10 protein-coding genes are annotated in these 11,303 nt (G+C 60.8%); 7 read left to right on the top strand and 3 right to left on the bottom strand.

The features are described 5' to 3' along the window. Positions 1–44 precede the first annotated feature (44 nt). On the bottom strand, positions 45–494 hold the full coding sequence (locus CHH27_RS13445; RefSeq protein ID WP_094072044.1) for a MarR family winged helix-turn-helix transcriptional regulator: 450 nt from the start codon (positions 492–494) through the stop codon (positions 45–47). A 115-nt stretch (positions 495–609) separates the two neighbouring features. Between CHH27_RS13445 and CHH27_RS13450 the strand changes: the two genes are divergently transcribed. The 7 genes from CHH27_RS13450 (at position 610) to CHH27_RS13480 (ending at position 8,645) form a co-directional block, all read left to right on the top strand. After that, positions 610–1,626: a TRAP transporter substrate-binding protein gene (locus tag CHH27_RS13450; RefSeq protein WP_094072045.1), complete on the top strand. Its 1,017-nt coding sequence runs from the start codon at positions 610–612 to the stop codon at positions 1,624–1,626. Between the two features lie 3 nt (positions 1,627–1,629). Next, positions 1,630–2,124 (top strand): TRAP transporter small permease, encoded by a 495-nt coding sequence (locus CHH27_RS13455; protein ID WP_094072046.1) that lies wholly within the window; start codon positions 1,630–1,632, stop codon positions 2,122–2,124. Beyond that, on the top strand, positions 2,121–3,425 hold the full coding sequence (locus CHH27_RS13460) for a TRAP transporter large permease (protein ID WP_094072047.1): 1,305 nt from the start codon (positions 2,121–2,123) through the stop codon (positions 3,423–3,425). Before CHH27_RS13455 ends, CHH27_RS13460 begins: the two co-directional genes overlap by 4 nt. A gap of 325 nt (positions 3,426–3,750) precedes the next feature. Next, positions 3,751–5,769, top strand: a complete 2,019-nt coding sequence (locus CHH27_RS13465; protein ID WP_094072048.1) for an FAD-dependent oxidoreductase — start codon at positions 3,751–3,753, stop codon at positions 5,767–5,769. Between the two features lie 18 nt (positions 5,770–5,787). Then, complete coding sequence (locus CHH27_RS13470; RefSeq protein ID WP_094072049.1) at positions 5,788–7,332, top strand: ammonia-forming cytochrome c nitrite reductase subunit c552; 1,545 nt, start codon at positions 5,788–5,790, stop codon at positions 7,330–7,332. Between the two features lie 74 nt (positions 7,333–7,406). Beyond that, positions 7,407–7,988, top strand: a complete 582-nt coding sequence (locus CHH27_RS13475; protein WP_094072050.1) for a DUF3365 domain-containing protein — start codon at positions 7,407–7,409, stop codon at positions 7,986–7,988. A gap of 195 nt (positions 7,989–8,183) precedes the next feature. Then, entirely contained in the window at positions 8,184–8,645 is a 462-nt protein-coding gene (locus CHH27_RS13480; RefSeq protein ID WP_094072051.1) for a globin family protein, read from the top strand. Between the two features lie 69 nt (positions 8,646–8,714). Here the strand turns inward: CHH27_RS13480 and CHH27_RS13485 are convergent, their stop codons facing one another. Next, positions 8,715–9,509: a YrhK family protein gene (locus CHH27_RS13485; protein ID WP_094072052.1), complete on the bottom strand. Its 795-nt coding sequence runs from the start codon at positions 9,507–9,509 to the stop codon at positions 8,715–8,717. A gap of 45 nt (positions 9,510–9,554) precedes the next feature. Then, positions 9,555–11,114 carry a hypothetical protein gene (locus CHH27_RS13490; protein ID WP_157738925.1) on the bottom strand — a complete coding sequence of 520 codons (1,560 nt, stop codon included), beginning with the start codon at positions 11,112–11,114 and terminating at the stop codon, positions 9,555–9,557. Positions 11,115–11,303: the final 189 nt, after the last annotated feature.

Consider the following 11,303-nt stretch of genomic DNA (forward strand, 5'->3'; position numbering starts at 1 on the left):
ACCGGCCGATTACAAACACTCCGCAGCCATTGCCTGATCCACGCTCAAAGCCGTGTCAGCTGCACGTCCTCCCCCTCCGTCAGGCGATCGATGGCATCCATGAAGACGTCGTAGATATCGCCATCCAGCTTTTCGCTGAAATGCTGGTTGAGCTCGCGCACCAGACCGTGGCAGGCGGTCAGCTTGCTTTGGCCAAGATCGGTCAGCGCAACTTCGGTAAACCGCTTGTCGTCGTCGATCCCGTTCCGGATCAGGAGCCCATGCTCCTCCATGGACTTGAGCAGCCTGGAAATGGCCGGACGGGCGATGCAGATATAATCGGCAAGCTGGGAGGGCGACGTTACGCCTTCCAGCCCGACGCCCCGCAACACACACCACTGCAACCGCGTAATGCCATGGACCGCGAGCTGCTTTTCCAGCCGGCTTTCCATGATCCGCGCCAGGCGCGTCACCTTGAAGCCGATCCTGTTGTGAAGCGTGAACTCAGCCGCCATGTGTCTCCCCGCGCGAACAGGCTTGACTCAGCCCGGTGCATCTCTTCTAATCAGTTAACAATGATAATTACTCAAGTTAATTACCAATGTAAACTAATTTGGGAGGGGAGAGGAAATGCCAACCAAATCAATGGGTTTTCGCGCAGCACTCGCGGGAACCGCTGCCGCTGCGGCAGTTTTTCTGGGCCTGCAGACGGCCTCCGCAACAGAACTCAAGGCGGCTCATTTCATGCCGTCCATGCACCCGATGGACCGGGGGGTGATGACGCCTCTGTCCGAGGACATCAAGGCCGCAACGGACGGTGAACTGACCATCCGGATCTACCCGTCCGGCGAACTGGGCAAGGGCCCAGTCCAGCAATACAAGCGGGTTGTCACCGGCGTGGCCGACATCGTCTTCGGCATTCCCGAATACACACCGGGTCAGTTCGCGACCACGGGCCTGGTCCATATTCCGGGTCTCTTTGCCAACGGCACGGAAGCCACCAATGCACTCTGGGACAATATCGATCTCTTTGAGGACGAATATTCGCAGACCAAACTGCTGGGCCTGTGGGCGAACAACCCGTCTGTGCTGATCTCACGCGAAGACCCGGTACGCACGCTCGCCGACATGAAGGGCAAGAAGATCCGCGCACCGAACCCGGTCATGGCAGACCTGATCGAGGCCTGGGGCGGCATTCCCGTCTCCATGCCGACACCGGATGTCTACAATGCCATGAACACCGGCGTGATCGACGCGGTCATGATCGGGCCGTCCGGCATCCGCTCCTACAAGCTGCATGAGACAGCCAAATACGTCACCACCAACATTCCTTCCGCGCTCGACAGTTTCTATCTTCTGATGAACAAGCAGAGCTGGGACAACCTCAGCGACAGCCAGAAGCAGAAGCTGGACGAGCTGACGGGCCGTACCATCAGCCTTGCCGGCGCCAAGGGTTTCTATGAAGCCGGGCAGGCCGGACTGAAACTTGCCGCGGACAGCGGGGTGGAACTCATCGAGATCGATGCGGCCGCAGAGGCTGAATTCCGGGCGGCCATGAAGCCGGCCCTCGCCAAGATCCTCGATGAGAAAAGCGAAAAGATCGGCAAGGATGCCGAAGCCATCGCAGCAAAGCTGAGTGCCAACTGACAAATGGCTCTTGAAAAACTGGCAGCCTCCAGCGCGGGATCCGCGCGCTGGAGGACGTTTCTTGAAGTCCCGCTTGTCATACTCGGCGCAGTCGCCGTGTTTGTCCTGATGGGCCTTTCTGTCTCAGACGCCCTGCTCCGGTCCTTCCTGAACAGCCCGATTTTCGGCGCCAATGACTATGCCCAGATCCTCCTGTCCTTCGTTGTCGGCCTGAGCCTGCCGCTCTGTGTGCTGGCGGGCCGCCTGATTGCCATCGACACGCTGGTGGTGCGGCTGCCCAAATGGGTCCAATCCCCCCTCGACTGGCTGACCTCCGCCCTTGGCATCGCCATCCTCTCCTATGTCGCCTGGCGCGCCTTCGTGAACGCGCGCGAAGCCGCCATGTTCGGAGAAACAACGCTCTTGCTGCAGTTGCCCTTTGGCCCGTCCTATTACGCGGTCGCCTTCGGCTGCGCGCTCTCGGCCCTCATTCTCCTTGTTGAAAGATTTTTCAGATGAGCCCGGAATATGTCGGCTTTCTGGGGTTCCTGGCGCTCTTCCTGCTGCTCGGCCTTGGAACACCCGTTGCCATTTCCCTGCTGGTTGTCGGCTTTGCCGGCACCGTCGCCCTCTCCGGTTTTCAGGCGGCGGCCTTCACGGTGAGCGGACAGGTCTTTGCAACCGTCACCGTTTACGAGCTGACCATCATTCCGCTGTTCATCCTGATGGGCAATCTGGCATCCGCTGCGGGATTGAGCCGGGACCTGTTTGAGGCGGCACACAAGATCATCGGACATCTGAAGGGCGGACTGGCCGCCGCAACCGTCATGGGCTGCGCAGGCTTTGCTGCCCTTTCCGGCTCCTCACTCGCCTCGGCCATCACGATGGGCAAGGTCGCCTATCCGGAAATGAACCGCTTCAAGTATGGCGACCGGCTGGCGACCGGTTCCATCGCGGCCGGAGGAACCCTCGGCATCCTGATCCCGCCTTCAACGGGTTTTGTCATCTACGCGGTATTGACGGAGGAATCCATTGGCCGGCTGTTCATGGCAGGTGTCCTGCCGGGCCTGCTTCTGACCGCCATGTTCCTGGTGGCGATTGCCTTCGTCACCTTCTTCTGGCCCGAGGAAGGTCCGCGCGGACCTGTGTTCACGCTTCGGGAGAAGCTGATCAGCCTGTTTCGGGCAACCGGGATCGGCATCATCATCTTCATCACCATCGGCGGCATCTACACCGGCTTCTTCACGCCCGTCGAGGCAGCCGGGGTCGGCGCCTTCTTCGCCCTGCTGATGCTGGTCCTGCGCGGCAAATGCACCCTGCCGACGCTCTACAATGTCAGCGCCGAAACCCTGAAGACGACCGGCATGGCCTTCTTCATCCTCATCGGCGCCAATGTGTTCGCACCCTTTGTGGCCCTTTCCCACTTGCCGGCCACCATCGCCGCCGGCATGACCGGACTTGATCTCGGGGTTTATGGAACGCTCGCACTGATCCTGCTGGGTTACGTTATTCTGGGCATGTTCATCGAGGGCCTGTCTCTGCTGGTGATCACCCTTCCGATCGTCTTTCCCCTGGTGGTCGGCCTCGGCTTCGATCCGATCTGGCTGGGCGTGGTGATGGTGCTGGTTCTCGAAATGGGGCTCATCTCACCACCCGTGGGCGTCAACGTCTTCATCGTCAAGAGCGTCGTGCCGGACGTCCGGATCGAAACGATCTTTGCCGGTATCATGCCCTTCTGGCTGGCCATGATCGTCACACTGGCACTGATCGTCGCCTTTCCCCAGATCGCGCTGTTGCTGCCCAACGCGATGTTCAACTAGGACACTGACGCCGGATCGGACGGACCTCCAGGTGACGTCTCCTTGCGCAGTTTTTGCAATGCACAATAGGCAGGCAACTCCGCAAAATTGCACAAGATCTCCGCACTTTTGGCAATCAACAACAAAACCCAAAAAGCGCTAACCTTCTGACTCTTATGAACAAACGTATTCCAGCTCCACTGGCACGCTAATTGCTGCGTGTGGTTCGGCCCGTGCCGGGTCCTGAAATCTGAACCGCCCAGCGTTGGGCACGAGACAAAGCCGTCTTTTCCGGTTGCTCAGAAGAGTTTCCGGACAAGACGGCTTTTTGTTTGGCGGAAGACCCATGAATGTAGTTGCCGACGTTAAAACCAGCTCGGATCAAGGCCTTCAGGAAGAGACACTGATGCCTCCTGTCGTCGTCGTGGGGGGCGGTCCGGTGGGCACACGGGCCGCGCAGGAACTGTCCCGCCGCGGCCGGACCGTCATCCTGTTCAATGCCGAACGCTGGCGTCCCTATAACCGGGTAAAGCTCACCCCGCTTTTGGCCGGGGAAGAGCAGGTCGGGCAGATCTACGCCAGCGACCACTTTCCGCGCCCCGGCAGGGTTCACCGGTATGACGGTGTCTCCGTGGTCGATGTCGACCGGGAGAACCGCCTGGTCGCTCTCTCCTCCGGCAGGATCCAGCCCTATTCGAAGCTGATCCTGGCCCTCGGCTCCCGTGCCTTCGTCCCGGCCATCCCTGGCGCCGATTTGCCGGGCGTTTTCACCTTCCGCAATTTCGATGATGCCGAAGCACTTGTGGCCAGATCGATGTCCGCCAGGAAGGTGCTTGTCATCGGCGGTGGATTGCTGGGTCTGGAAGCAGCTCGGGGCATGGCGGCCCGTGGCGCGGCCGTCACGGTCGTCGAACACGAAAACCGACTGATGCCGCGCCAGCTCGATCTGGCGGCAGGCAACGTGTTGAAGGAACGGATCGAAGCCATCGGGATCAGCGTGCTTGTCGGTGAACGGGTCCACGAGATTTCCGGCAGCAGCCGGGTCGAGAAGGTTGTCCTTGGTCAGGACAGGGTCCTGGAAGCCGACACGGTCATCATCTGCACCGGGGTGCGTGCCAACACCCAGCTGGCGGCCGGGATCGGCCTTTCCCACCGGCGCGGCATTGTCGTCGACGACAGCATGCGCACGGATGATGACGCGATCTACGCCATCGGCGAATGCGTCGAGCATGCCGGTCAGATCTATGGCCTGGTCGGGCCCGGTTACGAGCAGGCATCGATTGCCGTGGCCCATATCTGCGATGAAGAAGACGCCACCTACCTAGGGTCCGTGCCGGCCACCAAACTGAAGGTCATCGGCGCCGACGTCTTTTCGATGGGCGATTTTGAATCCATCGAGCAGCAGCAGGACATCAAGTCCTTTGTGTTCCAGCCCGCCGACGGAAGCGTCTACAGACGCCTCTTCGTCGACCGCGGCAGACTGGTGGCCGCGCTCGGCGTCGGCGACTGGCCCGAGGCCACCCGGCTGCAGCAGGCCATCGGAAAACGGCAACCGGTCCGCTTCTGGCAAACCGCCCGGTTTGCCAGATCAGGCGACCTTTGGCCCCAGGGCGATGACAGTGTCGCCAGCTGGCCCAGGGAAGCAATCGTCTGCAATTGCACGGGAACCACAAAAGGCGCGGTTCTCGACAGCATCACGCTCGGGTCGCAGACCCTGGACGATGTCCGTGCGACCACCAGCGCCAACACAGTCTGCGGCACCTGCAAACCCCTTATCCTGGAGCTTCTCGGCCAGGGTGACGCCCCACCCGAACCGGTCAGATGGTGGCGCTGGCTGATCGGTGTTTCCATTCTGGGCGCGCTGGCAGCGCTCGCGACCGCAATCCTGCCCCGGATCGCGCTGGCCGACACCTATGCCACGAAGGACTTCTGGTTCAGCCTGTGGTTCGACAGTCTCTGGAAACAATACACCGGCTACACCCTGTTGGCGCTGACAGTGTCCGCCGCGGTCATCGGATTGCGCAAACGCATCAGGCTCCTGGGACGTCTTGGCAGCTATGACGGCTGGCGCCTGGTTCATCTGACCATCGGCCTTGCCTGTGCGCTTGGCCTTGTTGTGCATACCGGCTTCCGCCTCGGTTCAAACCTCAACCTCTTGCTGATGCTCAGCTTCCTGGCAACGCTCGTCTTCGGCGCTGTGGCCGGCTTCGTGAAGGGAGCGGACCACGCCCTGCCGGATCCGGGTCAAGGTCAGGGAGGGGCAACAACTGTTCCGAAAACCCTGCCGCTCTGGGTCCACATTCTCGCACTCTGGCCCTTGCCGGTCCTGCTGATCATTCACATCGCAACCGTTTACGCATTCTAGCGAGGCCGGAGGGAGAGAATGAACAAGACGGCCCTGCTCTGGATCCTCTGGATCGCACTGACGCTCATTGCCGGCACCGCGCTTGCCGGCATCCTGTTTGTCGGCGGCCAGAGAGATCTGATGCTCATCGGCAAGACCACCGGTGCGCACAAGCAGTTCGAACTCGCCTGCGAAAGCTGCCACACGACGGGGCTGAGCGACAACCTGACCAGGAGCCCGAAGAAACTGGCCAAGGCGATGACCCAGGCCTGCCTCGGCTGTCACGAGGCGGAAAAGAAAGTTTCCAACGACAGTCATCCACCGAAGAAGTTTCGCGGAGCCAAGGGGGCCAGGCTGAGGGCCGCCCTCAACGCGCAGCAATGCACCACCTGTCACACAGAACATCTGCCCGAGCTGACCCGTGCGAATGCCGTCACCTTGCCGATGGACCTGTGCAGCGCCTGTCACCAGAAGATCGGCGAAGACCGGAAAAGCCACGAAGGTCTGGCCTTCACCACCTGCGCCAGTGCCGGATGCCACAATTTCCATGACAACACCGCGCTCTATGAAAAATTCCTGGTCAAACATGCCGGCGGCAACTGGCTCAAGGACCATCCGGTGCTGGCCCAGGACGGCCTGAAGCCGGCGACGCCCTTCCTGATCGAAGCTTCAAAGGCTCCCGATCCGACAGCTGCGCTCAAGGCCTTTCTCGACAACAAGGCGGGCCAGGACACCGGGGAAAAGGCCCAAGAGATCTTTGCAAAGCTCCTGACTGCAGAAGACGCCATTGCCCCTGAAACCTACAGGACCAAGGCGGCGATTTCCCAATGGGCAGGGTCCGCGCATGCAATCAGCGGCGTCAATTGCGCCGGCTGTCATGCGCCTGAGGCTGCCGAAACGACCGACCTGGCTGAGCTCAAGGAAAACTGGCTGGAAGCCCCCGGCGCCGAGATCTGCGGCACCTGTCACACGCCCCAGCGCAAGAGCTTCAGCGAAGGCAAGCACGGCATGCAGCTTCATGCGAAAATCGCCCCTCCGCGGCCCATGGCGGAAGACGGTCTGGCACGTGTTGCACATACCCTGTTTCAGGACAGGCCGCTTCCCCCCTTCACCGTGGGGGACTCCTATCTTGCCGATAAAATGAAACCCGAGGCCCACGATGTCGCGCTCGGCGACTGTGGCAACTGCCATAAACCCCATGACGTCGACCTGCGTGTCGCCGCTGTTGAAAGCTGCGGCACCTGTCACGACGACGATCACAGCCGCAACTATTTCACTTCACCGCATTTTGCCCTGTGGCAGGCCGAGACCTCGGGCGAGGCACCGGCGGGAAGCGGGGTCAGCTGCGCCGACTGCCACATGCCCAGGATCGAGGGCCGCAGCGGCGAGATCTTCACAACGCACAATCAGAACGCCTATTTCCGGCCGAACGAAAAAATGATCCGGCCGGTCTGTCTGTCCTGCCATTCGCTGGAGTTTTCCATCGACGCCCTGGCAGATCCGAATCTCGTTGAAAGCAATTTCAACGGGCGCCCGGCGGTGCATATCGAAAGCATCGACTGGGCCCTTAGCCGCGAGAAGTAGGGACCGTGATTGGACGCCACATTCCCCACTTCCCGCTTCATCGCACATCGTGCAACACGAAGGAGATAACGCCGATGCCTCGAAACTTCAACAAACTCGCAGCAGCGGGGCTGGGAGCGCTGATGCTGGCAGCCGCGCCGCAGACCGTCGCCAACGCGGATGGCATTGAGCCCAGGGACGTGACCGACATGCTTCATGCGGTCATGGATTCCGACCGCACCATCTACACCAAGATGATCGTTGGCCGGCTGGTCGCGAAGCACAAGCTGATCAAGGCCTCGGAATTCTTCGAAGATGACGTCGCCGCCCCGCTTCCCGCCCAGATGTTCCGCATGGGCGCAGAGGCCGTGGCCGATCGGACAGACCTCTTTGAATATTCCCTGCAGTCGCTTTGGCCGATCAACAAGCCGAATGCCGAGAACCAGACAGAGCTGGAGAAGGAAGGGCTGCAATTTGTCGCCGACAACATTGGCGAAAACTTCTACGGCGAGGAAGAAATCGACGGCACGACTTACTTCACGGCGGTCTATCCGGACATTGCCGTCGCCGAGGTCTGCGCCAGCTGTCACAACGACCACAAGGACAGCCCGCGCACGGATTTCAAGCTCGGCGATGTGATGGGCGGCGTCGTCATTCGCATTCCGCTCGACGGTTAAAACGGCCATGCACCGCCCGCCCAGCTGCCCTGTTCGGCACCGTTCCAAACCTGGAGCTCAGCTGCCTTCCAATTTGCAAAGCAGTGCGCGCCACGGCAACGGACACCGGGCGGCGGTGCCCCTCAGATCTTTCACAAAAGCAGCACGGCTATCGCCGTTCTCCAAAGCGGTGTAGACATTCAGGAAGGAAAGCGCATGACACCCGAAAAGATCAAACTCGTTCAGGACAGTTTCGCCCAGGTCGCGCCGATTGCGGACAAGGCGGCCGACATTTTCTACGACCGGCTGTTCGAGATCGCCCCCGATGTCCGGCCGATGTTCCCGGCCGACATGTCCAACCAGAAAGACAAGCTGATGCAGACGCTCGGCGTTGCGGTCAACAATCTGCACCAGGTCGAGACGATCCTGCCGACGGTTCAGGATCTGGGCCGCAAGCATGTTGCCTATGGCGTCAAGGACGAACATTACGACACTGTCGGGGCCGCCCTCCTCTTCACGCTTGAAAAGGGCCTCGGCGAGGCTTTCACCCCGGAGGTGAAAGACGCCTGGACCGAGACCTTCACGACCGTTGCCGGCGTCATGAAAGAAGCCGCGGCAACCGTGGAAGAACCCAAGAAAGGCTTCTTTTCCAAGTTGTTCGGCAAGCGCGTGGCTTGACCGGTCGGGCTACGGTTTTGCAGGGCTCCGCATCTTGCCGGGCCCTGCACGTGGACAGGCGGTTTCTTCTCAGGGATCCAACCGGCGTTCCAGCACCGCGCGCATGTCTTGTTGAAGTGCGTTTCCGTGCTGATCATCCGGATCGCCACGCTTGTTGCCCCGGGTTTTCAGGGCCTCGATAACCAGCAGCGCCCGCCAGTAGTTGAAGATGCCACCGAGCAGGAAGAGCGCGCTGCCGATCACGTAAAGCAGTGCCAGATAGGCAAACAGCTCCCGCGCGTCGGAAGCGCTCTCAACTGTCCAGAGATAGGGAACGGATGCCACTGCAAAGAGCACCGATCCGGCAACGAAGGAAATCGCGGTCAGGTTCATCAGCTGCAGCCGGATCATGCTGGCCGCAGACACGATCTGGATGACATTGACCACGGCTCCTGCCACGAACAGCAGACTGCCGATGATGAAGCAGTAGGCGCCGACCTCCGTCTGGTCGAACCGTTTGAGAAAACACAGACTGCCGATGATGAACAGCACGGTGCCGGTGACATAGGCTATGGCTGCGGCGGCCTCCAGACGGTTCCAGATCGTGGGCGGCGTGGTGCGGTGCCGCCGCGCATTGAACACTTCCAGAAGATCGTGGCCGGTCACCAGCAGATAAAGCAGCGAGCCGACCACAAAGGACCAGGCGCCGAGATCCTCATAGGCACTGAAGGCCGGGAAGAACAGCACGCTGCCGAAAATGAAGATCACACCGCCGATCTTGTAGATGAAGGCGTTCAGGCTTTCCCAGAAAAGCTCCTTGCCCGCACTGTCCTGACCGGACGCGAGATTGTATTTTCTGGGCCGGTTGAGAAAGAGATGCGGCATGCCGGAACCATAGAAAGTTCCGGCCCGTGCGAAAAGCCCTTCCTGTCAGGGCTTCGGTCTGCCCGACAGGGCGGAGGTAAGCCGTGCATCTTCCAGGTAAGGGTCATTTCCGAACCGGATGGTGCCCTGGCGCTGTACCCAGACGGACTGGTGCGACACCACGGCCATCAGGCCGCCGCGCGCCGGAAAGGTAACGGTCTCGTTGCGGTCGATGCGCGGGGCAAGACCACCGGTCGGCAGAACGCGCGGTTCGATGATGTGATCAAGCAGGTTGAGCCCGTCAACAATACCGAAGGCCGATTTGGGCAGATAGGGATTGCAGAACGTGTCCCCTTCCGGAGCCTCCGACAGGTCGAAAAGCGAGAGTTTCTGCTCGCGGCGCAAACGATAGGCATAGCGGCCAAGCGGGTTTTGATCCGACCCGGACAGATAAAGCGTGGTCTCGTCTTCCAGCCGCTTCAGGTTTCTCGGCGTTGCTTCGCGCCAGGGCAAGGCACTCAGGGGCACGTCCGCGCCTTTTCTGCGTAGATAATAGCCTTCCGACGCAAGTTCATCCGGGTCTTTCTGCAACCGGGTCAGCAATTCCTGGCCCAGATAGTCGAACGGCACCTGCCAGGTCGGATAAAGCGTGACCGCCTCGATGGTCGTCGCCAACGTGGTGTGATTGCGGTCGGGGCAATTGGCATAGGCCCGGCCGTCCTGCAGGACACGACCGTTTTCCAGAAAGACAAACCGGTTTTCACCCTTGTTGATGAAGAGCTGCAGACGCGCATATTCGTTCGGGATCCAGCGGATCCGCTCCATCGCATTGCTGACCTGCTCGATCCGCCGGTCCACCGGGATGTTGAGCGCCCGCACGAGACCGGGCGTCAGATCTGCGGAAACCGGTTGGCCATAGCGCTGCTGCGCCTGCGCCACCGCAAAGGCCGTGCGCTTGTCGAGCAGTTTCTGCCCGGAAGCCTCAGAAAGCAGACCGTCTTCCACCAGTCTGTGCTTGAGGGCAGGGACGCGATCATCCGACTGACCGGCTCGGATCACCTCCCCCGGCTCCACATAGGTGAACCCGCTTGAAGCCGAGATCTCCAGCAGACGCGCCAGCTCTCCCTTGAGCCGGCGATAGGTGTCGTCCTGCGGCTGCCAGGTCTCGATAAAGGCCCCGAGACTGCCGGCCTCTTCCAGGCGCGCCAGGGCTTCGAGTGCATCGATAGCGTTGCGCGGCATATAGGCGTCCGGGTAGAGCACCCGTGGCGAAACGCGCCCGGCGCGGAGGTCGCTGGCGAAATCGAGGAATTGTGCCGTGAACAGAAGCTCGGTCCAGGCTGCATCCACCGGATCCTGCAGGTCTTCGGCATCGTCCAGCGCGGCCATCAGGACCTCTGCCGGATAATCTTCCGGTCGCAGCCCCTCCCGGCTCGCGGTTTGCAGCACCGTCAGAAAGTCTTCACTCAAGGAACCTTGCAGCCAGAGCAAGGTTGCTCCATCGGCGGCATAAAAATCGCGGATCGCCGTGCGGCGTTTTTCAACGACGAGCGGCAGACGCTCCGGCTGCGCCAAGGTCCGCCGCACCTCTTCCAGAACGCCGTTGGCATTCGCGGAACCAGTCACGAAAAAGAGCGAAAAAACTGCGGCAAGGGCGGACAAAAAAAGCGGCAAGCCAAATGGGAGACGCGTGATCCTGGCATTTCTCATCGACAACCTACCTTATCCCTGAGGCGCGGGGCTCGAGCCGCTCCGGATGCAGCTGCCTTCCGTCACGCCCCGGCTTCCGACGTCACAAGGATGGTAGGGTCGAAG

The sequence above is a fragment of the Labrenzia sp. VG12 genome, from assembly GCF_002237595.1.
Lineage (GTDB): Bacteria > Pseudomonadota > Alphaproteobacteria > Rhizobiales > Stappiaceae > Roseibium.

Bases quoted from the DNA above. Each gene is read 5' to 3' on its own strand.
- CHH27_RS13445 (WP_094072044.1), bottom strand. From the start codon at position 494: ATGGCGGCTGAGTTCACGCTTCACAACAGGATCGGCTTCAAGGTGACG.
- CHH27_RS13450 (WP_094072045.1), top strand. From the start codon at position 610: ATGCCAACCAAATCAATGGGTTTTCGCGCAGCACTCGCGGGAACCGCT.
- CHH27_RS13455 (WP_094072046.1), top strand. From the start codon at position 1,630: ATGGCTCTTGAAAAACTGGCAGCCTCCAGCGCGGGATCCGCGCGCTGG.
- CHH27_RS13460 (WP_094072047.1), top strand. From the start codon at position 2,121: ATGAGCCCGGAATATGTCGGCTTTCTGGGGTTCCTGGCGCTCTTCCTG.
- CHH27_RS13465 (WP_094072048.1), top strand. From the start codon at position 3,751: ATGAATGTAGTTGCCGACGTTAAAACCAGCTCGGATCAAGGCCTTCAG.
- CHH27_RS13470 (WP_094072049.1), top strand. From the start codon at position 5,788: ATGAACAAGACGGCCCTGCTCTGGATCCTCTGGATCGCACTGACGCTC.
- CHH27_RS13475 (WP_094072050.1), top strand. From the start codon at position 7,407: ATGCCTCGAAACTTCAACAAACTCGCAGCAGCGGGGCTGGGAGCGCTG.
- CHH27_RS13480 (WP_094072051.1), top strand. From the start codon at position 8,184: ATGACACCCGAAAAGATCAAACTCGTTCAGGACAGTTTCGCCCAGGTC.
- CHH27_RS13485 (WP_094072052.1), bottom strand. From the start codon at position 9,509: ATGCCGCATCTCTTTCTCAACCGGCCCAGAAAATACAATCTCGCGTCC.